General features: G+C 34.2%; 29 protein-coding genes. 26 read left to right on the top strand and 3 right to left on the bottom strand.

What is annotated here, in order from left to right:
- The 10 genes from EGI22_RS20730 to EGI22_RS20685 form a co-directional block, all read left to right on the top strand.
- Positions 1-1,092 (top strand): IS110 family transposase (locus EGI22_RS20730; RefSeq protein WP_255070370.1); only part of this gene is annotated, 1,092 nt, incomplete at its 5' end.
- Positions 1,093-1,477: 385 nt separating this feature from the next.
- Positions 1,478-2,428 carry a hypothetical protein gene (locus EGI22_RS20725; protein WP_255070369.1) on the top strand — a complete coding sequence of 317 codons (951 nt, stop codon included), beginning with the start codon at positions 1,478-1,480 and terminating at the stop codon, positions 2,426-2,428.
- Positions 2,429-2,437: 9 nt separating this feature from the next.
- Positions 2,438-3,175, top strand: coding sequence for a hypothetical protein (locus EGI22_RS20720; protein ID WP_255070368.1), 738 nt, complete (start codon positions 2,438-2,440; stop codon positions 3,173-3,175).
- A gap of 393 nt (positions 3,176-3,568) precedes the next feature.
- Complete coding sequence (locus tag EGI22_RS20715) at positions 3,569-3,748, top strand: hypothetical protein (protein ID WP_255070367.1); 180 nt, start codon at positions 3,569-3,571, stop codon at positions 3,746-3,748.
- 84 nt (positions 3,749-3,832) lie between these two features.
- Positions 3,833-4,264 carry a VOC family protein gene (locus EGI22_RS20710; protein ID WP_255070366.1) on the top strand — a complete coding sequence of 144 codons (432 nt, stop codon included), beginning with the start codon at positions 3,833-3,835 and terminating at the stop codon, positions 4,262-4,264.
- 121 nt (positions 4,265-4,385) lie between these two features.
- The gene (locus EGI22_RS20705) at positions 4,386-4,967 is read left to right on the top strand and encodes a Crp/Fnr family transcriptional regulator (RefSeq protein ID WP_255070365.1); all 582 of its coding nucleotides are present in this window, start codon (positions 4,386-4,388) and stop codon (positions 4,965-4,967) included.
- An 85-nt stretch (positions 4,968-5,052) separates the two neighbouring features.
- Positions 5,053-5,553, top strand: coding sequence for an SgcJ/EcaC family oxidoreductase (locus tag EGI22_RS20700; protein WP_255070364.1), 501 nt, complete (start codon positions 5,053-5,055; stop codon positions 5,551-5,553).
- A gap of 203 nt (positions 5,554-5,756) precedes the next feature.
- Positions 5,757-6,116, top strand: a complete 360-nt coding sequence (locus tag EGI22_RS20695) for a hypothetical protein (RefSeq protein WP_255070363.1) — start codon at positions 5,757-5,759, stop codon at positions 6,114-6,116.
- 243 nt (positions 6,117-6,359) lie between these two features.
- Positions 6,360-6,794: a hypothetical protein gene (locus EGI22_RS20690; protein WP_255070362.1), complete on the top strand. Its 435-nt coding sequence runs from the start codon at positions 6,360-6,362 to the stop codon at positions 6,792-6,794.
- A gap of 245 nt (positions 6,795-7,039) precedes the next feature.
- Positions 7,040-7,651: a MarC family protein gene (locus EGI22_RS20685; protein WP_255070361.1), complete on the top strand. Its 612-nt coding sequence runs from the start codon at positions 7,040-7,042 to the stop codon at positions 7,649-7,651.
- 95 nt (positions 7,652-7,746) lie between these two features.
- On the opposite strand, the gene EGI22_RS20680 is transcribed toward EGI22_RS20685, so the two are convergent.
- Positions 7,747-7,944 (bottom strand): DUF2892 domain-containing protein, encoded by a 198-nt coding sequence (locus EGI22_RS20680; protein WP_255070360.1) that lies wholly within the window; start codon positions 7,942-7,944, stop codon positions 7,747-7,749.
- A 256-nt stretch (positions 7,945-8,200) separates the two neighbouring features.
- Between EGI22_RS20680 and EGI22_RS20675 the strand changes: the two genes are divergently transcribed.
- The 4 genes from EGI22_RS20675 (at position 8,201) to EGI22_RS20660 (ending at position 11,917) form a co-directional block, all read left to right on the top strand.
- Positions 8,201-8,767 (top strand): cupin domain-containing protein, encoded by a 567-nt coding sequence (locus EGI22_RS20675; RefSeq protein ID WP_255070359.1) that lies wholly within the window; start codon positions 8,201-8,203, stop codon positions 8,765-8,767.
- Between the two features lie 479 nt (positions 8,768-9,246).
- Entirely contained in the window at positions 9,247-10,776 is a 1,530-nt protein-coding gene (locus tag EGI22_RS20670; RefSeq protein WP_255070358.1) for a right-handed parallel beta-helix repeat-containing protein, read from the top strand.
- Positions 10,777-11,147: 371 nt separating this feature from the next.
- Positions 11,148-11,549, top strand: a complete 402-nt coding sequence (locus EGI22_RS20665) for a DUF1801 domain-containing protein (protein ID WP_255070357.1) — start codon at positions 11,148-11,150, stop codon at positions 11,547-11,549.
- Positions 11,549-11,917 (top strand): DUF1801 domain-containing protein, encoded by a 369-nt coding sequence (locus EGI22_RS20660; protein ID WP_255070356.1) that lies wholly within the window; start codon positions 11,549-11,551, stop codon positions 11,915-11,917. The genes EGI22_RS20665 and EGI22_RS20660 overlap by 1 nt, the downstream gene beginning before the upstream one ends.
- Before the next feature lie 47 nt (positions 11,918-11,964).
- Here EGI22_RS20660 and EGI22_RS20655 read toward each other — a convergent pair whose 3' ends face one another.
- On the bottom strand, positions 11,965-13,947 hold the full coding sequence (locus tag EGI22_RS20655) for a MopE-related protein (protein ID WP_255070355.1): 1,983 nt from the start codon (positions 13,945-13,947) through the stop codon (positions 11,965-11,967).
- A 213-nt stretch (positions 13,948-14,160) separates the two neighbouring features.
- Here EGI22_RS20655 and EGI22_RS20650 point away from each other — a divergent pair, with 213 nt between their 5' ends.
- The 11 genes from EGI22_RS20650 to EGI22_RS20600 all read left to right on the top strand — a co-directional run bounded on the left by EGI22_RS20650 (position 14,161) and on the right by EGI22_RS20600 (position 21,052).
- Positions 14,161-14,742 (top strand): Crp/Fnr family transcriptional regulator, encoded by a 582-nt coding sequence (locus EGI22_RS20650; RefSeq protein WP_255070354.1) that lies wholly within the window; start codon positions 14,161-14,163, stop codon positions 14,740-14,742.
- A 76-nt stretch (positions 14,743-14,818) separates the two neighbouring features.
- Positions 14,819-15,169 (top strand): YciI family protein, encoded by a 351-nt coding sequence (locus EGI22_RS20645; protein ID WP_255070353.1) that lies wholly within the window; start codon positions 14,819-14,821, stop codon positions 15,167-15,169.
- Between the two features lie 10 nt (positions 15,170-15,179).
- The gene (locus tag EGI22_RS20640; RefSeq protein ID WP_255070352.1) at positions 15,180-15,623 is read left to right on the top strand and encodes a DUF1569 domain-containing protein; all 444 of its coding nucleotides are present in this window, start codon (positions 15,180-15,182) and stop codon (positions 15,621-15,623) included.
- 7 nt (positions 15,624-15,630) lie between these two features.
- Entirely contained in the window at positions 15,631-16,275 is a 645-nt protein-coding gene (locus EGI22_RS20635; protein WP_255070351.1) for a hypothetical protein, read from the top strand.
- 94 nt (positions 16,276-16,369) lie between these two features.
- Positions 16,370-16,783, top strand: a complete 414-nt coding sequence (locus tag EGI22_RS20630) for a VOC family protein (RefSeq protein ID WP_255070350.1) — start codon at positions 16,370-16,372, stop codon at positions 16,781-16,783.
- Between the two features lie 109 nt (positions 16,784-16,892).
- The gene (locus EGI22_RS20625) at positions 16,893-17,174 is read left to right on the top strand and encodes a PqqD family protein (protein WP_255070349.1); all 282 of its coding nucleotides are present in this window, start codon (positions 16,893-16,895) and stop codon (positions 17,172-17,174) included.
- Positions 17,164-17,565, top strand: a complete 402-nt coding sequence (locus tag EGI22_RS20620) for a lasso peptide biosynthesis B2 protein (RefSeq protein ID WP_255070348.1) — start codon at positions 17,164-17,166, stop codon at positions 17,563-17,565. The genes EGI22_RS20625 and EGI22_RS20620 overlap by 11 nt, the downstream gene beginning before the upstream one ends.
- Positions 17,562-18,431 (top strand): hypothetical protein, encoded by an 870-nt coding sequence (locus EGI22_RS20615; RefSeq protein ID WP_255070347.1) that lies wholly within the window; start codon positions 17,562-17,564, stop codon positions 18,429-18,431. Before EGI22_RS20620 ends, EGI22_RS20615 begins: the two co-directional genes overlap by 4 nt.
- Entirely contained in the window at positions 18,428-18,871 is a 444-nt protein-coding gene (locus EGI22_RS20610; RefSeq protein WP_255070346.1) for a nuclear transport factor 2 family protein, read from the top strand. Before EGI22_RS20615 ends, EGI22_RS20610 begins: the two co-directional genes overlap by 4 nt.
- Position 18,872: 1 nt before the next feature.
- Complete coding sequence (locus EGI22_RS20605; RefSeq protein ID WP_255070345.1) at positions 18,873-20,633, top strand: DUF885 family protein; 1,761 nt, start codon at positions 18,873-18,875, stop codon at positions 20,631-20,633.
- Positions 20,630-21,052, top strand: a complete 423-nt coding sequence (locus tag EGI22_RS20600; protein WP_255070344.1) for a GNAT family N-acetyltransferase — start codon at positions 20,630-20,632, stop codon at positions 21,050-21,052. Before EGI22_RS20605 ends, EGI22_RS20600 begins: the two co-directional genes overlap by 4 nt.
- A 31-nt stretch (positions 21,053-21,083) precedes the next feature.
- On the opposite strand, the gene EGI22_RS20595 is transcribed toward EGI22_RS20600, so the two are convergent.
- Positions 21,084-24,551, bottom strand: a complete 3,468-nt coding sequence (locus EGI22_RS20595; protein WP_255070343.1) for a M4 family metallopeptidase — start codon at positions 24,549-24,551, stop codon at positions 21,084-21,086.
- 231 nt (positions 24,552-24,782) lie between these two features.
- On the opposite strand from EGI22_RS20595, the gene EGI22_RS20590 reads away from it, so the two are divergent.
- Entirely contained in the window at positions 24,783-26,213 is a 1,431-nt protein-coding gene (locus tag EGI22_RS20590; RefSeq protein ID WP_255070342.1) for a TonB-dependent receptor, read from the top strand.
- Positions 26,214-26,218: the final 5 nt, after the last annotated feature.

Here is a 26,218-nt window from a genome sequence, read left to right as displayed (position 1 = left end):
AAGTTTACCAAAAACATCAAAGGCCGTAAAACAGATATTCAAGACTGTGCTTGGATTCAAAAATTACATTCAATTGGCCTCTTATCTGGCAGTTTTTTGCCCGATGAAGCTACAGAGCAATTAAGGACATACTGTCGTCACAGAGCAAATCTTTTGGATATGGCCGCCAGTACTCAAAAGAAGATGCAAAAGTATCTGAGATTGTTAAACTTAAGACTGGACGTAGTAGTCAATGACATCTGTGGACTTACAGGAATGGCAATTATTGAGGCAATATGTAAAGGTGAAACAAAACCAGAAAAACTAGCCGAACTTAGACATGGGAACTGTAGAAAATCAGAAGCTGAGATTGCTAAAGCTCTTGAAACAAATGGTAGAATGGACTATTTATTTGCCCTTCAGCAAGAACTTGATATGTATAAAATCATTCAAACAAAAATTACAGCTTGTGATACAGAAATAGAAAAAATGCTGAGTAAGATTATTGATCAAGATGATAATAAAAGACAACATTACATTGATAAAAAATCGCATAAAAGAGTTAATAAAAACACGCCAAAAAATATAGATTTAAACATTGTGGGTTACCAATATTTTGAAGGTGTAGACCTTATGGAAATTGAAGGTTTTTCGCATGGAACAATCCTGCATTTAATAAGTGAAGTTGGATTAGAAGGCATAAAAAAATTCCAAACAGCCAAACAGTTTGCGAGTTGGCTCAGACTGGCACCCAACAATAGGAAAACTGGTGGCAAAATAATATCAAGTAAAGTCCCAAAAGGAAGTAACCGGCTAAAAATAGCCCTAAGAAATGCGGCGAATGCAATTGGGAATTTAAAAGACTCCACTCCATTAAGGGATTTTTTCCAAAGAATCAGTTTTAAAAAAGGGAGGGTGTCAGCTATAAGTGCAACAGCACGAAAATTGGCCGTGATAGTATGGAATATGGTAACAAAAGGCACCAGATACATAAACCCCGAAGGCTATTTGTTTTTAGACCAAAAAAGAAAACTAGGTTTGGTCAAAAGAATTCAAAAACAAATTGATAAATTTGGACTAACTAATGCCGAACTGAACATTACAAGTACTTGATTATCAATACAAAACAAAAACGTTAGTCAGAATCCGACATTTTTGGGTCAAAAAAAGAAAACTTGCTAACGGTAGAAATACCAAAAGCGTAAAAATATTAATCGAATGAAAGCTCGATTTACTAATTGGTGCATGCAGAAATGTTAGCCCGATCAGAATCCTGGAGATGGGAGCATTGTCAAAAGAAAATTGGCGGAGCTTTAAGCTACCCCGTTCACAATATTTATTAATTCCAAAAGCATGCTCCTGATTCGATTATTTTTTAAATTATTTACCAAAATTCAAACTCGTTTGTTTATGGGTAGGGGATTTTTTGTGCCAATAGAAAATATTTTCTATTTTAGACCCTAAATCGTTAGTCACAATTTTAAAAACAGAAAATAAAATGGGAAAATTAAGAATTAAACTGAAGTACAAAAGCTTTGAAATTGAATTGGAGGGCGAGGAAGAAACTGTACAAGCCGAATTCAAGGATATTAAACAGAACGGACTCGGAAATGTCGTTAACGGAGTTGACATGTCCGAAGCAAATTATATAATTGAAACCAATCCAAGACAAATTGAGCAAGTTAGTTCATCAAATGGTGAGACAATAAAGATTGCGTCACCTACAAATTTGCCCTCATTAAAAGATGTAATAATGAAACAACTACCTTCTGCCGAGACAGAATGGATTTTAGTTTACGCATTTTTTGCCAGTGACGGTGGAAGCAAATATTTTACCACCAAAAATATTTTAGAATTGTACGAAAGCTCCAAAAGGAAAACAAATAGTCGAAAAGCAAATCTATCAAACAATATTAAAGCACTATTCGGAAAAGGATATTTTAGTGCTTTGAATGACGATGAATACATATTAACCGATGATGGAAAACACGAAGCAACAGAAATTTTAACAAGAAAGCATTCATCCACAATTGCCAAAGTAAAACCAACCTCAAAGTCATCAAAAAAAACTGAGAGTGTTGATACAATTAAATCAGGGAAAAAATCGGCAGGTCCAAATAAATTTGAAGTACTGAAGGATATTAACTTTCGTCCATCAGGTAAAACTTCATTACTAGACTTTGTAAAAACATACGATATTAAATCGAACGCAGACAGAATTGTTGTGATTATTCAATACTTAAATGAAATTTTAGGAATTAAGCCTGTGACCGGGAATCATATTTATTCAGGTTTTTGGGAATTAAAATGCAAGATTCCGACTGCTTTTTATCAAATCATTACTAATACAAAAACTCGTGAAAAATTTCTTGATTTCACAAAAATATCTGATATAAAATTGTCAATTCAAGGTCAAAATCACGTTAGACTTGATATGGTAAAGAAGTAATATTTAACTATGGATAAACTCGACACTTATATTCTTCATATTGAAAATTTTTTAAACCTTCCTGCAAGCAAAAAAATCGACTTCTTTGCTTATTACTTGCTAATTCAATGCAAAAAAGATGGTGTAACCGCTAAGGAAATTGAATCTTGCTTTGAGGAGCTTCACATTCAAGCTTACTCGAATACCTCTTCATATTTACTAAATAAAAGCACAGGTAAAAACAAACAGTACATTAAGAAAAATGGGAAATACTATTTGGAAAGAGGTTTTAAGGAATCAATAGATAATCAATTTGGAAAAATTCCGATTCCTAAAGCTTCATCTTCCAAATACCTTCCCTTTGAAATATTCAATGATACTCGTGGGTATGTCCAACAAATAGCAGAGCAGACGATAAACTCTTACGACCTTGGATTATTTGACGCTTGTTCAGTCTTAACAAGAAAATTAGTTGAAGTACTAATAATTGAGTGTTTTGAGAGGCACAATGTTGACAATCATATAAAAAAATCTGATGGTTGTTTTTTTTACTTAAGTGATCTTATAGCGGAATTATTAAAAGAAACTAAATGGAATATTAGTAGAAATGCAAAACAATCGTTACCAAAAATTAAAAAAATTGGTGACTTGTCAGCACATAATAGACGTTACTTTGCTCGTAAAAATGACGCAGACATAATCAGGGACGACTTGCGAATTGTTTTAGAAGAATTAATACATATTATTGATTATAAAACTTGGAAATAAAACTACCCCTAACAACTAAGGCTTCGTTCGGCACAACGTAATGCGTTCAAGCATTTAGAATGAAGCCAATGTTGAACTTAATCTTTGGTAGTTTTTTCCTTATAAACACGTGATTTTCCGCACCTATGGGGTTTTCGTGATGTTTAGCCTTGCTTTTTGAGCATGGTCTGACACTCTGATATGAAGTTTTGTTTGGATTTGAAGTTTTTATCCCATTTCTCGTCTGATTCTATAAATTTTGGGCATATTTTCCCTTACCCATTTTGACTCCTGAACCGGGTGGATTAGCTTTTAGCACTTTCTCTTGTAAAACACTCTTGTGGCCCACTTTTGTCAAAGCTTACCAAAATTTTTAGATTGAACTTTAAGAAATCGGGAGAAAATTCATTTAAAATGGAAGAATTTAAAAACTATACTCAAAAATTGGCAATTTTTGTAATAAAAATGGCAATAAAAGATACCAGATACATAAACCCCGAAAGCTATTTGTTTTTAGATCAAAAAAGAAAACTAGGCTTGGTCAAAAGAATTCAAAAACATCCCGATATTTGTCGGGAGATAAATTTGGTTTAATTAATGAGGAATTGAATATTATAAGTACTTGATTATAAGCTTGGAGAAAAAATCATTGGTCACAATTAGAACAAACAAAAAAGTATGAACCAAAGAATTGCCCATATTACATTAGTTGTAAAGGATTATGATGAAGCTATTGAATTCTACACTAAAAAATTAGATTTCACACTTCTTGAAGATACAAGAATAGATGAAGAGAAAAGATGGGTAATGATTGCACCTTCTGGAGCGAGAGAATGCAGTCTAATACTTGCCAAAGCTGCAAACGAAAGACAAACAGAAAGTGTCGGAAATCAGACTGGAGGACGAGTTGGATTTTTTCTCTTCACGGATGATTTTTGGAGAGATTATTACAAAATGAAAGAAAGAGAGGTAAGTTTTGTGAGATCACCAACTGAGTTTGAATATGGAACTGTTGCAGTATTTGAGGACTTATATGGAAATATGTGGGACTTGATTGAACCGAATGAAAATAATAAAGGATTGATAATAAAAAACAGTAGGAAACACTAAATATAAAAAATAGGCGAAAAGTAGTATATTCAAGGGTTCTAGCTTGTTCCAAACTTAGTGTTTAACCAAAAGTTTGGTGCTTCGAAATCGCCAACTATTCATTTACTAACCGTAGAAGCAAATGGAAACAAAACTACTTATAGAATATTTCAACCAACTTCTTCCTTTGAATGAAGAAGAAAGGTCTATCGTGGAGAAGGTTTTCAAAGAGCGAAGAATTAAACGAAGGCAATTTATCCTCCAAGAAGGCGATGTATGTAAACTCAACACCTTTGTGGTTGAAGGGTGCTTCAAGATGTACATGGTTGATGCAAACGGCAAAGAGCATAATCTTCAGTTTGCAATAGAAAATTGGTGGATTGGCGATATTGGCAGCTTCCATACAGAACAGCCGAGCAAACTATATATTGAAGCCATCGAAAACTCAATAATTCTACAAATCAAAAAAGAAGACCAACTAAAGTTGTTTGTTGAATATCCAAAATTCAATCGAATTTTTAGAGTAATAACCGAAAATGCTTTGGTAAGCACTCAACGGAGGATATTGCAGAATATAAGTTCAACAGCAGAAGAACGCTATCTCGATTTTATGCAACGTTATCCTCATTTCTTTAATCGCATTTCCAATGTTCAAATAGCCTCTTACCTTGGAGTAACTCCAGAATTTCTGAGTACCATACGCAAAAGGTTGGTCACATCTTAATCTACATTACCCTTCTTTCTTAATTTACCTTATAGGTACACATGATTCAATTTCTTGACCTTTGTATTAACAAAATCGAAAAGAAATGAAGAAAATTTTAATTCCAATAGTTGCCATTTTTCTAATGACATCTTGTGGTGAAAAAAGTAATCAAGAATCAAATAAAAGTTTAACAAAAAAAACAGAAATCATGAAAAAAGAAGAAAAACAAAAAATAGAAGAATTACTAAGTGCGTATAAAAAATCATTGAATACTTCCGACGCAAAACTCGCCCAAAGCCTCTACACAAAGGATGGAGTATTCATGCCAACTGAGGCCCCTTCTGGAATAGGTGCTGAAGGTATTTTAAAATCTTATGAATTTGTCTTTTCACAAATTCAATTGAACATTGAGTTTTTTATCGAAGAAATTGAAGTAGAGGGAAACATGGCTTTTGCAGTAACTAGTTCAAAGGGAACTGTTAAAATCCGTGAGAACGGGGTTGAAGCACCAGAAGCAAACAGAGAGTTATTCGTGTTCGAAAAAGTTGATGGTGAATGGAAAATTGCTCGGTATATGTTTAATAAAACCGAACCAAAAGGATAAAACTCTTTACAAAAAGGAATATAAGCAATAGCGGTTTAGGTGAAAACTTGAACCGCTTTTTGTATTTTACAAGTAACTTGTTTTCTGAAAAGTTGTGGTAATTTACCTGCTACTACTTTAATACAAAATATTCCCCAAACTCAAAAACACAATCATCTCCCAATATTGTATTTTTCTTTGTAATCAATTGGTGTTGAACCACATTGTCTAACGGTGAATTAAAAATATTAGGATTTAAAGGCAATATAAATGAATATAAATCAAAACTGGAACAAATAAAAAGAGGTAACTATCTGCAAACTTTTACATATATATTTGAATATGAATTCAATAACAAAAAAATAAAAAAGGAATTACTAATTCGTAAGGAAGACAGATTTGTGATTTCAGAAAAAAAAATTTTCAATCTAGTATTTACAGAATTAAACAATCACTTGCAAAATGCAGGAAATGAGAGGAAATTTTATTTTGATGGATACAACTATCTTTACTTTTTAAATAAAAGAGAAAAATATTTTCTTAAATCAAAAGGTCTTGCTTATGATTTGCTTGACAAATTCTAAGTGATTTAACTTTTGAACATGGAGATATCGGGGTAAATTACTGAATATAAAAAGAAAGCCGAACACACGATTTAGTAATTGCAATATAGTAGGTGGACAGGATGAAATGAGAATTTGGAATAATATTGGGAAACAGTTCGGGCTGACAGTTTTTGAATTAAACATTTGTGCTGAAAAGATTGCCAATCGTATATATTCATAACATTAATTATTATCTTTAATAAAATCGAGATATAATATAATATGATTAAAATAGGAAAATGGAAGGGACAATATAGTTTCTTTGACCAGAAAGTAAATAAAATTCGAGGTTTTGATAAAACTTTGTTTAAAATTGAAATATCATCAGTTAACGGAAATTCATTTAAGGGAAAAATTGAGGACGACCTTAATACTGGCGGAATGGAAGGGGTTGGAGAAATCTTAGGCGAAATAATAGGAAACCGAATTGAATTTGTAAAAGTAATGCCAAAAATGACTTTACTTGTTGACAGAAAAGGAACAAGAAAAACCTATAATAAAAAGCATCAACCAATATTCTATACCGGACAATTTTCAAGCGATGGTCAAACAGTTTCTGGGACTTGGCGTTTTAAGTTTGGTTTTATATGGATTTGGATAATCCCAGTTCCTGTTATTCCATCTAAAGGAATTTGGTCAATGACAAGAGAGGAATGAAAGCAAGGTTTAAAAAGACAGTATAAATAGGAATAATTGCATTCTATAAATTTGGTTTTGTAACTATAGTTAGGTATTCTATTAAACAAAATTCGACTATAAACGCTATAAACAGCTTTTGCTTGAGAATTTCAAAAAATATATTCCCAAATAACAAAGCAATAATTTTAGTATTTCGCTTTCTGAATGTTTATTTGTAAACATCGGCAGGAAAACTAAAAACTCAGTCAAAACAAGATTCTAAAATGATCACTTCCATAATCACCAAAATATTCTTCTTGATAGCCGTTATTGACCCTATCGGTACGGTTCCTGTGTATTTAGAAGCCACCAAACACTTTGATGAAAAACACAAAAAGAAGATTGCCGTGCGGGCTTCTATTATCGCTTTTATGATTTTGCTGTTTTTCATTCTGGTTGGCCAGCTTATTTTGGAAGGCATGGAGGTGTCATTAAGTGCTTTTCAAATATCTGGAGGCGTTATTTTGTTTCTTTTTGCTCTGACAATGATTTTTGGTGAAGGCAAACCAGGCTCCGAAAAACACCTTATCAAAGATTACAAACACGTCACTATTTTTCCTGTCGCTATTCCTTCTATAGCTTCACCTGGAGCTATTATGGCGGTGGTTTTGATGACAGACAATCATCTGTACACTATTCAGCAACAGGCACTTACCACCTTTTTGGTTCTGTTGGTAGTGTTTATCACTATGTTGCTTTTGTTGGCCGCAAATATCATTCAAAAGAGAATTGGCGAATACGGAATCACCGTAATTAGTAAAATAATGGGCTTAATATTAGCCTCTTATGCCGTTCAGAGTATTCTAAGTGGCGTGAAAGATTTTTTCTTTCAGTAACAAAACCCTAAAAAAAAAAAAAAAAGCAATGTTATACCTAAACCATGCCTTAGGTCTAAAATAACATTGCTCATTTTATATCAAATCGATTTTTGCTACTTGTTGGTCTTGATACCAAAAATGGTATACAAAGGACAGAAACTAACCACACTTGTTAGTAAAAACACAATTGCCAATACCAACAATACAATGCCCAAAGTGCCACTTAAAACGCCTGTGTAAAACAAATAGGCTATTACGGCAGCAATAATAACTCTTAGAATTCGGTCAATTAAACCCATATTTACTTTCATAATCTAATTTTTTTAATGATTTATAAAACAAAGCTAAAAACAATAAATCTATAAAACTGTGACCATCGTCACCTAATTAACTATTTATACCCCAAAACTATTTTAAATAACACAAACCAGCCTTCTAAACAATGCTAATTACCTTAAAATAAATTGTTTGTATCAAAACACCTAAAATAGCCTAATTTGCATAGCAATCTATTGACAATCCCGTTTTACATTATTTAAAGACTTGTTTAAATTTAACATTTAATAAATGAAAAGAGTAAATTTCATTGGTGCAATTTCAGTTTTCTTGGCTTCGCCTTTCTTAACTATTGCCAAAAGCAAAAAATATATGTTTAGGAAAGAGAAGGGTTTTAAAGTCGAAGCAGGAGAAGGTCGGATTCATGGACACATTAAACTTAAAGGTGTTAATTCAAATGTGCTTGACGTGAAAATCTCAGGTTCTGACACAGATGGTGATTTGGCTATTTTCGAGCAAACTTCGCTTTCACAAGGCAAGGGAACTCCTCTTCATATCCATCATTTTCAGGACGAAATCTTCCAGGTTTTAGAAGGCTCTTATTATTTTCAAGTTGGCGGCGAAAAATTTACTTTAACAAAGGGAGAGAGTATTTTTTTGCCTCGAAAAGTACCTCATGCTTGGACACAAGTCTCAGAAAAAGGTAAAATGACCGTTATAATGCAACCTGCAGGTAAATTAGAGGATTTTTTTGTGACCGTTGCAGCTTTAGATCATGAGCCAACAGCTCAAGAAATGGCCAAGATTTTCGCCGATAATGGTATGGAGGTGGTTGGTCCACCATTAAAAATCAACTAAAAAAGATATATAGTTTAGAATAATATCTAGCAAAAATCATTAGTTATTATGAATGGATTTTAGCTTTAATGATTTTCAAAATTATAATACTTGCGTCCGACAAAATTCTAAAAACTCACTTTAAAAAATGAAAATTAAACCCTTTCAGGGTTTTGAATCAATGGGGGTCATTTTTGTTTTAATTACATCACCCCTCCGGGTTTGTTGATTATCAATTATTTATGAAATGTAATTTTAGTTTTTAATATTTACTTGGATACTAATGAAATTATAATAACCATACGCTTTATACACCTTTTCAAATCCCATTTCCTTTTTATATTAACAAAAAAATGAAAATCTTAAAGGAAAACAAAAGTTTCATTTCAATGTTGATAATGGTCATAATTTAAATAAAATATTTACTTTAAATTGTCTTAATTTTCAAGCACTTAGATATTAAATGTATTTAAATTCCCAACAATAAAACTTTGTCGATTATGAAAAAATATGCAATTATTTTTCTCACCATTTCTTGTTTTCAAACAGCTTTTTCAAACATAAGATATGTTAAACCCGCATCTAGTGGTTCTGGTGATGGAAGTTCTTGGTCCAATGCGTCCTCTGGTTTGCAATTGATTATTAATTCCTCCTCTGCTGGCGATCAGATTTGGGTGGCAGCAGGAACCTATAAACCAAGCAATTATCCTCGAAATTGCCCATCTTGTAGTGGCAATAGAGACTACTCTTTTCATCTACAAGGCGGCGTAAGAATGTACGGTGGTTTTTCGGGTACCGAAACGCTACTTTCTCAAAGAAATATCGACAAAAATCCAACGATTCTCAGTGGAGATCTGGGACTTCCCGAACCCGCAGATGATAACGTTTATCATGTTGTGGTTTATACTAGCGATATTTCGGGCACCGAACTTGACGGTTTTCAAATTTCGAATGGTGGAACCAAAACTTATTTTTATACACCATCTCTCCAAATTGACAGTAAATTAGTTCAGTATATAAACGGAGGCGGAGCGTTCATATATGGTAGCTTCTTGAATATCAGCAATACCAAAATAAGCCAAAATAGTGGCTATTCGGGTGCTGGAATTAACGTTACAAGTTCCAACTTAATAAATATCAATAATTGCAAAATTGCAAACAACACCTCAATAAACGGATTTGGAGGTGGAACAAGCTATATATTGTCAAAAGGAATAGTATCAAATAGTACTTTTACCAACAATTCGAGTTCTTCAGGAGGTGGAATTGCTGTTTTTGCGGATGTTCTGAGCTCTTCTACCCAATATCCCGAATTTATAAATTGCGTAATCAGCCAAAATACCGTAAGTAGCAGAGGCGGCGGAATATTTTATTATGGCGGCCAAAGTAACACTTCTGTTACCAATTGCACTATTTTTGGTAATTCAGCTGAATCATACGGAGGAGTATTTTTACAAAACGGAGCCTCTGCTATATTCAAAAACAATATAGTTTGGGGCAATACCTCGACGAATTTAGGCACAGGTGGAATAGAATTCGAGAATCCCGTACCTGCTTCTTTGGTGTCTTTTTCCATAGTTCAGGGTGGTTATACGCCTTGCACTTCATGTCCAAATACAAACGGAAACATAAATCCACTTTTTGCAAATCCAAATTTGCCATTAGGATTTGATAGTATTGGAGGAACTTTCGACGACGGTCTAAATTTGAAATATACAAGCCCAGCTATAAACACAGGAGACAATTCTGTTAGCTCCATTATCGATATTTTAGGCAGAACCAAAACCGGCATAAAAGATATAGGAGCCTATGAATTTATGCCAAAGGGCAATTGTATAGACAATAGACATGTGGGCGACAATCCTATTGAAGCTGGCACACATTTTAGTTCACATTTTTTTACTGCCGACGGTACCGTTGGGGCAGGAACATCAGTAATTTTCAATGCTGGCAACGATATTTTGCTCCTACCAGGCTTTAAAACTCAGCCAAACGCGGTTTTTAAAGCCTCAATTTTAGGATGCTTGTAAAAAAATATTGGTTAATTTTTCATTAGAATATTTTGAAGATTTCCCCAAAAAGCAATTACCTGGGAGTAGAAAATTTAATGAAACTTCGAGTCGATTTTTATTAAAAATTATTGGCGTCATTCTAAATAAAAAAAACACTATAAAATTTGAAAATTAAACCTTTTCAGGGTTTTTATTAAAAGGGGTCATTTTTGTTATTATAATAACATACCTTCGGGGTTGTTGATTACCAATTGTTTATGAATTGGAAATTCAATTTTTATTATTTACTTGGATACTATTAATTAAAAATTGCAGGTATAAACTAAAATTCATAAGTTTATTATAGTTTCAGAATTTTAGGTAAAATCAAATAAACTCCTTAGTTCTCTATGCAAATTTCAGAATACATAGCCAATCAAATACCTGAAAGGCAAAAAGTCTTAAATGATATTCATGCTACAATATTAGAATTCGACAAAACTGTTGATGCCAATATTGAGCTTATGATGGGCTTAGAAATGATAGTTTATAAAGGAAAAGGAATGATGAAATATGGCCTTGCAAGCAACAAAAACTACATGAGTTTACATTTAATGCCAATTTATGGCTCTCCTGAACTTCATAAAAGATACCAAGCAGTTTTACCAAATGCCAATTTCCAAAAAGGATGCATAAACTTTAAAAGTGAAGACCAAATGCCCGTGACGATTGTTCAAGAATTAATTAAAGATTGCTCGAAAATCGACCTTATGAAAATGAAAGAAGAGTATATAAAGAGTAGAAAGAAATAATGAAAGAACTTGACAAATACTATAACCACACCACAGAACCTAATAAAAGCTGTCTGCTTTCGCTTCGAAACATTATTCTTAAGCAAGATTCAAATATTAGCGAATCATTGAAATATGGCATGCCGTGTTTTCTTTATAAAAATAAAATGTTTGCTTTTCTGTGGACAGACAAAAAAACCGATGAACCCTATATCCTAATGGTGGAAGGCAATAGATTAAGCCATCCAAACCTCGAACAAGGAGATCGAGCTAGAATGAAAATTTTTAGAGTAAATCCAAATATAGACTTGCCTTTAGAAACAATCAAAGACTTAATAGAAGAAGCTTTAAATTTGTATAAATCAGGAATAATTAAAGTAAAGAATTAGAAATTCTATTTTTACAAAATTTGGATTTATAAATAGAAACGATTTTCTCATTTTCCCACTACCTGAATTTTTCTTGAAAAACTTATTTGATCACTGAGCGTTTTTCCGGTAATTATATATAAACCATTCGGTACATTCATTAATCTCAATTTCCCATTTTCAATTTTAAAAACTACAGATTTTCCATTCGCATCATATACCCTAAGCGTTTCAATATCAATATTTTCTAAACTTAAAACGCCCGTAGATGGATTTGGAAAAGCCAGAACCAAAACTTCTGATTCTTGACCCAGACTCAATATTTGCTCCGCCGTTCCGTCGCAATCTTCATCTATGTTATTGTTCGGAATTTCCTTAGCTTCAGGGTTTATGTTTTTGTCGTTGTCATTACAATCTTCAAATGCATAATATCCGTCACCGTCAATATCATCATCAGGTGTGGCAGGATTACAGTCATCGTCAAGTCCGTTATAAGGTATTTCCACTTGCCTTGGATTCACTTTGGCGTTTCGGTCATCACAATCCTCCGCTTTTTTGTAGCCATCTTGATCAAGGTCGTCGTCAGGAGTCAAAGGATTACAATCATCATCAATGCCGTTATAAGGTATCTCAAAAGCCCCTTTATTTACGAGCGGATTTGATTCATCACAGTCATTATCGCCAACGTACCCATCTTTGTCAGGATCATCTAGTGTTTGTTCAAAATCGATGATATAAGGTTCATAACCTAAATTTTCATCTTTAACAAAAACCACTAATTTATTATCAAACAAAAAGAAATTTGTCGGTTGGTCATCGGTAAACAAATCATTTGTAACTTTCACTTTTCGGGTGCCTATTGCCGTGCCGTCACTGATATAAAGGTTATCATAAAAAAATGCCGCCGCATTGAAATACAACCTCTTTGTATCTGAAATGATAGTGCTGGGAAGATAAAACGAAGAAGAAAAACTATTATTTAAATCCAACACCATTTTGGTGCCTGCGGCCGTTCCGTCACTTTGAAAAAGCTCTATTCCATTACTTCCATTTTCTCCTTTATAAAATATTTTATTCTGAAATACGGTATAGTTTTGAGGAGCATAACCATTATTTCCTGGCCAAACGTCTTTAACCAGCATTGTTCCCTCAGTTGTTCCATCTGTTTTCCAAAGCTCCGGTCCAGATGCGGATGTAGAATTTGGAAAAAGCACAAAATTCCCCAATGCAACCAACCGGTTTCCTCCCCAGTTTACAGTAGGACTCTCAATCGTTATTATTTTTTTTGAACTTGCCGAGGTGCCTTTTGAAATCCACAATTCAGAATAGTCAATAGCATAAAGTAAGTCATCTGTTGCCAAAATATTATAAACAGTACTCATGTCTATTATTTTAATGACATTCTCTGTATCCTTTTCAATTTTGAATATTCCATTAAAAGTCGAGCTGAAATAAATTTCATCTTTGAAAACCGTTAAATTCTCTGGAAAACTATGGCTGTTGCTCATGTTTTTTAATGGCCCAGTTCCTTCTTTTGTACCATCTGTAGACCACAATCGGTAATTATTCCCTTCAATTCCCGTAAAATAAAGCTTATTATTAAAGACCAAAAAACGATCTAAGGAAGTACCATTATCACCAAATACCCCGTTTTTTTCTCCAGGGTTAAAATCACCAAGTATTTGTGTGCCTTCTGTAGTACCGTCGCTAGTCCAAAGTTCAAAACCAGCAGCTTCAGTTTTCGCAACAAAAATCAATTTGCCGTTAAGATCAAAGAAAAAATCTGCCTTTGAGCCATTCGGGCCAAGATTGATATCTTTCAATAAGCTTACTATATTGTTTTTATAAATCCATACTTCATGTCCATATTCTTCATTTTTAGCAGCAAAAATCAAACTTCCATTAAAACTACAATAAGTCTGATACCCATTTACCAATGATGAGCCAGGCCCAGGATTGATGTCCTTAAGTAATTTAGAGACTTGGGCAGAAGTAAAATTTGAATAAATAATTAAGAAAAGAATAAATGTGCTGCGGAGAGTTTTTGACATAAAAATTGAGTTTGAATTGAAATTTATTTTTGTGAATTTAAAAACCAATAGAAAAAATATTTAAAAACGGTAATAACCTAAATCTTGGACACAAATTTACATGTCTTAAATTTCTATCTTAACAAAAGCACAATATTTTTAACAAAAGTATTTCATTTTGTCTTACTACTTTTATATTTGGTAAGTCAAGCTAAACAACAAACCCAGCAAAAAATGCCTGAACCCCATTTTCTAAGCAATGTATTTCTATCAAAAAACTTTTCAACGGAGGAGCAAAACACTATAATCTCACATTTCAAAAAAGTCTCATTTGATAAAAACGACTTTTTCCTAAAAGAAGGCCAAACCGAAAACCAATATTGGTTTATTGAAAGTGGCTTTGCGAGATCCTATGTGGTGGATACCGAAGGAAATGACATCAGCACCAATTTTTATTCAAAAGGTGACATAGTGATAGACTGGACCTCGTTTTTCTTAAGAAATCCTACCCGTGAAAACATCCAAGCACTTTCAGATTGTGTGGCTTACCAACTAGATTTTGACACCTTCCAGACATTGTTCCATAGCCTCGAAAACTTCAGAGAACATGGTCGAACCAACCTTGTGAGTAGCTATTTCAAACTAAAACAACAGAGCATAGCCATGATAGCTGACCAAGCAAAGGACAGATATCTGCGTCTAATGAAAGAAAAACCTCAGGTCATTCAAAACGTTTCGCTGAAACATATTGCTTCATTTTTGGGCATTACCGACACTTCATTGAGCCGAATTAGAAAAGAAATTTCGGAGGAATAGCATTTCTTGCCATAGGACAAGTTTTATTATATTTGGTCGCCCTAGTTTTGTTGCATCAATTAAATAAAACAAAAACATGGAAAATCAAAAAGACTTTATGCTACTTTTCAGCATGCCAGCTAGCAATCAAATACCTACAACAGAACAAATCAATGCTATGCATCAGCAATGGGGCGTTTTTATAGGCGGAATTGCCACCCAAGCCAAACTTGTGAGCACTACCAGATTGGGTTTTGAAGGAAAATGTATTGATGCTACTCACAGTGTGGCAGAGAACCTAAAACTTTCTAACAATCAAATGATTAGCGGAAATATGATACTAAAAGCTCAAGACATTAATGAAGCGACAGAAATAGCCAAAGGCTGCCCTGTGCTCAAAATGGGTGGCTCTGTTGAAATTAGGAATATATTACCCATAGAAGCTTAAATATTTGAAAATGAAGACTATTTTTGATGAAAATGTGGTAAATGAGCTTATTGAAAGAATCCAGAATTTAAAAAGCTCGGATACTGCTAAATGGGGAAAAATGGATGCCTATCAGATGCTAAAGCACTGCACATTGAGCGAAGAAATGTATCAAGGTAAAAAGATATATAAACGACTGTTTATAGGTAGACTGTTTGGAAAATTGGCTTTAAACGGAATTTTAAAAGACGAAAAACCAATGAAGCCAAATCAACCAACGCATCCTGAAATGAAAATAACTGGAAGTGGCGATTTTGAAGCTGAAAGAGCCAAATGGATTGAATTATTAAAAGCTTATGAAAATCTTTCTGACGAAGGAATAACACATCCGTTTTTTGGCAAAATGAATAAAGACCAAATAGGCAAATATGTGTATAAACACACAGATCACCATCTGAGGCAATTCGATAAATAATAAAATTATGATAGAATTCAGTTTTCTTATCGTTGTGCTTTCAGCTATGGGATTGTTCTATTTTGGTACAGGAAATAATAGAATTTTCCTCTACTCAAGTGTTCTTTGGCTACTAATAATTGGTTTTGTAGCTACCAGCGGATTTTTTGAAAACACTTCCGGCATGCCTCCAAGATTTCTGATTGTTATAATTGGAGCCTTATTTTTTTCTATTTTTTGGTTTAAAAATATAAGTTTCGAGAAAATTGACCCAAAATACCTACTGGCAATCCACACGCTTCGATTGCCTGTAGAATTGGTTCTTTTCCAATTGTACCTCAGAAAACAAATCCCAATTCTGATGACTTTTGAAGGCTGGAATTTTGATATAATAATTGGCGTTTCGGCAATCATTGTTTGGGTTTACCTACACTTTTTAAATGGAAAAATTTCAAAAAAACTGATGCTTTTTGGTAATGTTTTGGGTTTGATTTTTCTTAGCACTATAGTTTTAATAGCAATCCTATCCGCTCCTTTACCAATTCAGCAATTGGCTTTTGAACAGCCTAATATCGCATTATTAAAATTCCCTTTTGTCTTTTTACCTGCTATTGTGGTTCCTTTGGTCTATTTATCACATTTTATATCAATTAGTGCAATTTCAAAGGCTTAATTCCAAACAAATTAGCATTTCAACAATTTTAGAAGTATTTTTAAAGAATTTAATTATTTTGCTTGAAATTTTTATTCAATCTAAAGCTCTAAAAATGAAAAGCACAGACATCTACTTGTTCTTCAACGGAAATTGCGAAGAGGCATTCAATTTTTACGAAACCGTTTTCGATGCCAAAGCCACTTATTCAAGGTTTGGTGATACTCCCGATGGTGGACCAAGCGAAAAGGATGCAAATTTGATAGTTAATGCATCTTTACCATTGGGCAAAATCAGTGTATTGATGGGATGTGACAATCCGAGTGTTTCGCCTTCCGTTTTAATGGGCAATAACTTCTACGTGACCGCAAATACCGAATCGAAAGAGGAAACGGATATTATTTTCGCAAAACTATCAGAAGGAGGAAAGGTAAATTTGAAACTTGAAAATACTTTTTGGGGTGCTTATTTTGGAATGTTGACAGATAAATTCGGCATAAATTGGATGCTGAGTTATTCGGCTTCTTAATTTACTAAAGTATCTATTACTATTATATCCCTAAGCTGATTATCAAGGTTAAGAAATGCCAATTTTTTCTTCAAAAAGAATTGGCTATTTTTACAAAAAAATATTGTGAATGGATTTAAAAAAAACACGTTTTAAGCTTTCGGAGCAACAAATTTCCACAACTCTTTCGGGCGAGTCAGTTATATTAAACCACCAAAAAGGCGAGTATTATTCACTAGACGCCGTGGGCACAAGTATTTGGGAAATGTTAAAAGAAAGTCCAAAGAACCTGGAAGAAATCGTAGGAAACATTCTTGAAAACTTCGAAACGAATGCCGTAGACGCCTCACAAGACATTCAAGACCTTTTGTTAGACATGCTCAATGAAAAACTCGTAGAGATTGATTCATAAAATCTTAAATATTGAAGATAAACTACTCTTTATAAGAACCTTATACAGACTTTTTTATTTTAAATGCTTTCTTACTATTTTGCCATTTTCAAGATTCAAAAACCTCTACGAAAGCTTAAATCCGAGCAAAAAAACTACGGATATCGAGGAAAAACTTATTGTAAAATACATAATGGCCATAGCTTCCAATTTGCCTTTTGGATTTAGCTGTTTACCACAAGCATTAACATTGAAATATTTCCTAAAAAATGATTCTGAAACTGAAATAATTTTAGGTGTAAATACTGACCAAAAGGCATTCAAAGCCCATGCTTGGGTGGAAAGAAATGGTACATATCTAATTGGAGATATTCCTTTCGAACACTACACCCCTCTCTGGAACTGGAAATGAGAGCATTTGGATTAAATATAAAATCAGATATCGAATTAAATCTTCCAAAAGATGAAGGCTTAATTGATGTCTATATTGAAAAAAGAGATTTTGACTTACCTAAATGCTTTAAAACAAAAATTACCAGATACGACACAATAGCCTATTTTGCCGAAAAGGACGAATTCTATTACTTAAGTTGGCCAAATTTGGCAAATTTTAAGATATCAAAAAATCAAATCTTATATCAACCTCTTTCTGATTTACCTGATGGACTTTTAAGGATTTTTATCCTGAGCGAAGCTTTTGGTCTTTTACTTTTAAAAAGAGACTATTTCCTTTTGCATGGTAGTGCCGTAGCCTTCGAAAACCATGCTGAAATTTTTATAGGCACACCTGGAGCTGGAAAATCTACAACAATCGCCGCTTTTGCAAAAAATGGTTTTCAAATCCTAACTGACGACTTGGTTGCGATTACATTCAACAATAAAGGCGAGCCTTTTGTAGTACCATCATTCAACGAAATAAAAGTATGGAAAGATGCCCTTCTTGGGCTTAATTGGGATTATGAAAACGTACAACCGGCATGGGAAGGAAAAGAAAAATATTTGTTCAAAACTGAAAATTGGTCAAGCAAAAACCTTCCACTCAAACGTATTTCTATTCTAAAAAAACCGTATTCCAAATATAAAAAACCGCTCTCTCCTATCCATTTGCCCATTGAATTTATAAAATATTTCCCATTGGCACATCAAGCTTTGGAAGGCAATGTAACCAAAAAACATTTTGAACAATCTTTAAGAATAATTGAACATGTAGAAGTGCGGATTTTGAATAGACCGAAAAATTTCATAGAATTGGAGAAATTTGTAAACACTTATCAATGAAAAACCTCTTCCTTATATTTTTTCTTTGTTGCATAACAAAAATAGCCGCCGCTCAAACCGACGAAGAGTTGATAAAAAAAACCATTCAAACTTTTTTTGAAGGCATGGATACACGAGACACAAGTCTTATAAAATCTGTGATGCATGAAAACTGCGTTTTTAATTCTGTAGCCATAAAAAAAGAAAAGCCGGCAGTTTTTGAAAATGATAATGTGTCGGATTTTTATAAATCAATTGTAAAAATACCCAAAAACGTAAAACTCGAAGAGAGACTTTTAGACCATAAAATACAAATTGACGAAGCCTTGGCCATAGACTGGACTCCCTACGAATTTTATGTAAATGAAAAACTTTCACATACAGGCACCAATGCCTTTACGCTTGTCAAAACCGAAGAAAATTGGAAAATTGTCGCAATAATTGATACCAGAAAAAGATAAAATGAAAAAAATAATCGCATTCGTAGCCCTAAGTCTCCTGATGGGAGCATGTAAACCCAAAGAAAACGAAGACCTAAAGAAGCTTTTTGAGCAATATTATGAGGAAAGAATGAGCTTTTTTCCGCTTGAAGCGACCTCCCAAGGCGACAATAGGTTTGATGATAAATTGCCCAACAATATTTCAGAAAAATTCAGAAAAGACCTTTTGGCAATGTATTATAAATATCACGACCAATTGGACGCAATCGACACCAAAAACCTGAATGAAGACGAGTTGATTCAGATAAATACCTTAAAATTCAATATCAATACTGAAATAGAAGGTTTGGGATTTCCTACGCACCTAATCCCTTTTGACCAATTCAATGGCTTGCCGCTCACTTTTGCACAACTTGGCAGTGGAGTAGCCGCTCAGCCATTCAAATCCACGCAAGATTATGACAACTGGCTAAAGCGAGTGGATCAATTTGCCGTTTGGGCTGATACAGCTATTGCCAACTTTGACAAAGGCATTAAAGCTGAGTTTGTTCTACCAAAATCTTTAATTGTGAAAATGATACCTCAAATGAGAGATTTGGCAGAACCCGCAGCTACTGAAAACCTGTTCTACGGTCCTATCAAAAACTTGCCTGCTACGTTTACTGATGCAGAAAAAACAAACATTACAACCAAATATACAGACGCCATTGACAATAAAATAAGACCAACTTATAAAAAGCTTGCTGATTATTTATCAACTACCTACCTAAATGCAGGCAGACCATCAAGCGGCATTGGTTCGCTTAGAAATGGTCGAAAACTTTATGATTATTATTCCTATGCCTGGACTACTACGACCAAAACCCCAGATGAAATATTCCAAACTGGACTGGCAGAAGTGACTAGAATCCAGAAAGAAATGATGAAAGTGAAAGAGGAAGTTGGCTATAAAGGAGATTTGATCTCGTTTTTTGAAAGTGTAAAAACTGATCCAAAACTGATGCCATATAAAACTCCAGAGGAAGTGTTGGCGGCTTTTAAGACAATTCAAACCAAAATCGACCCCAACCTGAAGAAAATGTTTAATAACACACCAAAAACAGGTTTTGAAATAAGACGCACAGAAGCTTTCAGAGAAGCTTCCGCAAGTGCCGAATATATGCAAGGTTCGGCTGATGGATCTCGTCCTGGTATATTTTATATTCCTATTCCAGATGCAAAGACTTTTAACATCACATCAGGTATGGAATCCTTGTTTTTACATGAAGCTATTCCAGGACATCATTATCAAATATCCCTTCAACAAGAAAATACTACTTTGCCCAAGTTCATGCGTTTTGGTTGGTATGGAGCTTATGGAGAAGGCTGGGCTTTATATTGCGAATCATTGGGCAAGGAGCTAGGATTATATACTGATCCTTACCAATATTTAGGTTCTTTAGGCGACGAAATGCACCGGGCTATCAGACTAGTGGTAGATGTAGGAATACATGTAAAAGGCTGGAGCAGAGAGGAAGCCTTGGCATATATGCTTAAAAATGAAGCTATCTCAACTGATGGAGCAATTGCTGAAATAGAACGCTATATGGCATTTCCTGGGCAAGCACTCTCTTATAAGATTGGAGCTTTGAAAATCAAAGAACTAAGGTCGAAATTCCAGAAATCTTTGGGTGATAAATTTAACCTTGCGGCATTTCATGATCAGGTATTAAAAAACGGTTGTTTACCGCTTAGTGTACTCGAAGAAACGATGGACGTTTGGGCAGAAAAAATAGCCAAATGATACGTAAGGCAGAAATATCTGATTTAAAAAACATTCAAAACTTAGTTGAAGAACTCGAAGAGCAAGTTTTCGATTCGAAGATATTTGCAGATATTTTTTCTGAAAATTTTTCCAATTCTAGAATTCATTATTTTGTATTGATTTCTAAAGATAACATCATCGGTTTCATGAGTCTTTACGAAAGTTTTCCATTGCATCATTGTGACAAAATCATAGAAGTAAATGAGCTTATCGTCAAAAAAGAGTACAGAAGCCAAAACTTTGGAAAACAGTTTATGGATTTTGCAAAAGCCTTTGCCTTGGAAAACAATTGCCGTCAAATCGAACTCTCTAGCAATATGCGGCGACTTAAAGCCCATTCTTTTTATTTAAGAAATGGGTTTAAAAGAGGACATTTCAAATTCGTATCAAAATTGTAATTGTATAAAAAAAAGGCCTCTCGGCCTTTTTTTATTTCTTTATTATCTTAGCAGAATAGGTCTGTTTGTCCGTTTGAATTTTTAAAACATATTGGCCGGAAGAAAGCGACTTTATACTCTCATTCAATTTGAAATCTTTCCGAATTTGTTTTCCAGAAATATCCAAAACATCTAATTTCTTTAATAGCTCCCCTTCAGGCAATATTAAGTTTATTTTATCTTCAACAGGATTTGGGGCCACAATCACACCTCCGAATCCAATTGGCTCAGTAGCTAAAACAGCCGCCGATACTGAATTTGAAGAAGCACTAACGCAACCATCCGCCGTTACATTTTTCACTGTATATGACCCACCAAAATCTTTCTTCAATGTATTGGTATTTGTTTGTCCACCAATTGGATTGTTATTTACATAAAACTGATAAAGCGTCCCACCAGAAGCGGTAACGGAAGTCCCATTATCAGTAAGAGATGGTGTTTTAGGAATTATACAAAATACCACATCTGCTGTAGTTCCTGCGTATTTTGAATCTCCAACCTGAATTATTCTAATCGTAACTTTTCCAGGAGTTGAGCCAAGCGTTACAGTCTTACCATTTACAATATTAGCATCCCCTGATACCACCGAAAAAATAAGTGGCAACTTAGAAGTACTGCTCGCTACCAAGTCAAAGGAGGTACTTGGATTTTTATCACTAACTGCGTTAAACGAAATTACTTGTGCTTCTTTTGTTGGTAATGCCCTTGTCCCTGTAGCGTAAGTCACTCCCCATTTGGCATCTGTAAACTGTATCTCCGAAGCTCCATTTGGAGAAATTTTGTCACTTTTTAAAGCTACGCCTTTTATTACAGATTGGTTACCATCAAGTGCATTAAATAATACAAATGCATCTGCTTTTGAAAAATTCGGATATCCAATATCATTGTTTTCTTCTAATACCTGAATATTATCTTGTGATTTACCGAAGTCGATGGTCAAAACATAGTAGGCATCTTGCTCAGAATTGAAATAATCAAATGCATAGATTCCTGTATTAGTTTTAGCTAAAGCCGGATTACCTATATTGTCACCTTCATCAAGATTGGTAAACATCTTTTCTATCACGCCATCAGAAAAGTTTTTACTAATAGCATCCCATACTTTGATAATACCCACATCCCAATATTCAATATCCTTGAATGTACTTTTTGCCTGATTAAATGCATCGTAAACAATGAATTCGCCCGAATAATCCCATTCAAATGAATCGGCATATAGTACTTCTCCCGTACTTACACCTTGGGTATAAGTAGGGTTATACAATTCAAACCTCTTGTTTTTGTTATTTACTAAATCAAAAATATAAATAAATGCATCCAGTTCGCTAGATAAAGCCGCTAATTGTTTGCCATCTTTTGATACTGCCACATTTCTCCAAGCTGGATCAGAGCTTAATTTCTGAGGTTGCGTTTTACCATCTAAACCAACTCTATAAATATGATTATCTTTTCCAACAAAATAAACAAAGCTACCATCATCTGTTACACTTGGTTTGTTTAAACATCCCAAACCATTTGAAATTTTATTAAAAGTTGCGGCATTCAATGCACCCGAATAAAGACTTTCATCGGTTGGATCAAATGCTACCAAAGACTCAGTACCTGGGTTAGTAGGAATATTATTTTCCGAAGTAGTATTTCCTGTTCCTGTACTACCTGTATTTCCGCCAGTGGTTGTTGAACCATCTGTAATTCCAACAAAATCAAAAGCTGCTTTGGCCGCTGCTGCCTCTTGACCATCACCATAAAGATCTTTTGCCGATTGGATTACCCCTACTCTCAAATCTGCAAACTTTGATGTTCGCGTTAAATACGTAGTCATCACTCTCCAATAAATTTTCTCAGCCTTGTCTTTTGACATTCCTGCGGCAGTTGCCAATTTGTAAAATGCATGATTCGGAATGCCACTGTTGATATGCACGCCACCGTTATCTTCACTTGGGGTATCTCTTAAAAACTGATATTGAGACATCGTTTTAGGCTGATATCCAGGGTCATTTTTCCCACCTTGGTTTGGATTTTCTAAGGACCTCAATGCTCCAGAAGGAAACACGTTCGCTTTTACAACATCTTCGCCCAAAGTCCAATCGTCGCGGTCTATTAAGGCTCCAAAAATGTCGGCAAAGGATTCATTCAGTGCTCCAGATTGATTTCTATATTCGAGTTTGGCAGTATTCTCTATAACGCCATGGGTCATTTCATGCCCGGCCACATCTAATGCTCCTGCCAAAGGTTTAAAACCATCTCTACCGTTTCCGTAACCCATAAATTGACCATTCCAGTAAGCATTATCCATACCTTTACCGTCTTCGTCGGCTATGTTAATTACAGAGATAATATTTCCGCCACTTCCATTTAATGAATTTCTATTAAATTTTGACAGATAATAATCGTAACAAATAGATGCATTGATATGAGCTGAAACCGCGGTTGCATTCCAAGAGTTTTTGTTGGTAGAAGTCACATGAGCTAAATCCAACTTATTAGCATCTATCCTTGAGTTTTGAGCATCAATTGTCCAAACAGTTCCAACAGGATCATTTGGTAAAGAAGACTGATTGCTATACATTTTTTTGGTAGGATCGATCATAAAATAATTCTGCCCAACCTGGACTGCACTAAAAGATTTAGTAATCCCATTTAAGTCTTTAGAACTGGCACTAACCACGCCGTCCAAAGTACAAGTATGGTTAAACTTAGAAATAACCTCTCCAGAATGTGCATCAATAAAATACACCCAACGCTCAAGAATATTAGGCCTAACCGTGATATTATAGGCCAATCTGTCCTTTGAATTTTCGTTTATAATAACTAAACTGGCAACATCTGGATCCATTTTCAGAAACTTACCAATCGCACCATTTTTTTGAACAATTGAAATCTTCCCTAGATCTTTTAGACTTAAAGCAATAGCTGCATCGGCACTTAAGTTCGGTGCGGTACTAACACTCGGACTAGGAAATACCCTACCCATCATAAAGTCCGCTTCACCATTTTTGTTTGCATGAATTACAGCCTCACCGCCATAAAAAGGCACCCCTTTATAGTGTTGTTCTAATTTAATATGTCGAAACCCTAAGTCGTCAGTTTCGTCAGCAATTAACCTAAACTCGTCTTGTGCATTTGTTATTTTTAGTTCGTTTTTCAAAGAATTTAAAAAACCATAGCACATTTCAGCACTACTTTTTTTAGCATTCTTTATATCTCTGGTATATAGGGGATTATTAATATAAATAACCGCTCCTGACGTTTCATCTTTTAATATTTTTTTGCCATTTACTTTCGGATCAATGGCAAACTTTGGAGGAGAGTTTTGCTTTGAGTTTTTAGCACTTACTATCTCAAAAACATCTGAAACAGGAACACCCGCAGGCGATTTTTTCTTGTTTTCAAAACCTTTTTGAGCAGACAAGCCAACACTAAATAATAGAAAAGCTAAAGGAAGTAGATTTTTTTTCATTATTTTCAATTTTTTCTGAAAATATCAAATTAATTATAAATTTCATATTTCCAATAATTAAATTTTTATTAGATGCAATTAGTTCACAATATAATATATTTAAAGAAAATAATTAATATTTATAGTTTAAATACAACAAAAAGGACAAAAAGCAGTTATTTTACTACCTAAAGTACAAATTATATTATATTTGCATTATAGCAATTTTCCTTAAAACTTCAACAATATTCTATGTCTATCGTACATGATTTAGGTTTAGGTATCAATCAAAAAGCCCTCAAAATAAATCTTGATTCTAACATTTACGGCACATTTGCCGAAATTGGAGCTGGACAAGATGTAGCTGCAGCATTTTTTAAAGCAGGCGGAGCATCAGGCACAGTAGCAAAATCCATGTCGGCATACGACATGACCTTTTCCGATGCTATCTATGGACCCGTGGCTGATGGCAGATACGTTTGTGAAGAGCGAATGGTAAGCATGTTAGATCATGAGTACAATTTATTGATAGAAAGATTACACAACCAAAGAGGAAATGGCACTAAATTTTTCTCCTTTGCCAATACTGTAGTTACTCTAAATTACCATAAAAACAATCAGCCGCATGGCTGGATGGGATGCAGATTTCAGTTAGAACCTAACGGCGAATTCCACGATGTGATTTTGCACATCAGAATGCTTGATAATGATACATTACTTCAACAGCAAGCATTAGGTGTAATTGGTGTAAACTTAATTTACGGTTGTTTTTATTATAACCAAGACCCTGAAGTTCTATTAGAGTCGCTAAGAGACACTATGACAAAAGGTAGAATTCAGATAGATTATATCAAATTTGAAGGACCATCTTTTGAGAAAATAGATAGTAGATTAATGAGTTTGAGGCTTGTTAAAAATGGCTTCTGCGACTTGGCCCTCTTTGGTCCTGATGGAAAAATTCTTCAACCATCTGATGTGCTCTACAAAAAACACATTTTGGTTTTAAGAGGTAGGTTCAGACCTGTTATTAATGTGCATCTAGATATGCTCGAAAATGGCGTAAAACAGTTTGTACAAGAACCTGATGTGGATGAAAGCAAAATGATTGTAGTGTCTGAGCTTACGTTACATTCCCTCGAAGAAGGCCAAGAAGGTATTGATGACAAAGACTTTCTAGACAGAGTGGACATATTGTGTGCATTAGGGCAAACAGTAATGATAACCAATTACGTAGAGTACTATAAACTAGTAGCTTACCTTTCTAAAATAACAAAACTCAAAATAGGATTGATAATAGGCTATCCGAACTTAGAGTATATTTTTGCAGAAGAAAATTACCAAAATCTACCTGGTGGAATTTTAGAATCTTTTGCCACTTTGTTTAGTCGTAAACTTAAACTCTTTGTTTATCCAACCTTGAGAAACAATATTATCATGAATTGCATGAAGTTTAATCCTCCTGCACACTTGAATGATTTATATAGGTACTTAATAGCCAACAACAAAATTGAGGACATCTATCACTACAATAAATCGAACCTAAATATCCAAACTGATAATATGTTGGAATTGATACAAAAAGGGGAAGTCGGCTGGGAAGAACACGTGCCGGCGGAGGTCGAAAAATTCATCAAAGATAGATGCCTGTTTGGCTTTCCTTGCGTTGTAATACCCAAAAAATAAATAAA

Origin of the sequence: Lacihabitans sp. LS3-19 (genome assembly GCF_024343575.1) — a bacterium.
Classification (GTDB): domain Bacteria; phylum Bacteroidota; class Bacteroidia; order Cytophagales; family Spirosomataceae; genus Leadbetterella.
The sequence above is the reverse complement of the archived record's forward strand: the minus strand, read 5'-3'. Positions and strand labels throughout refer to the sequence as shown.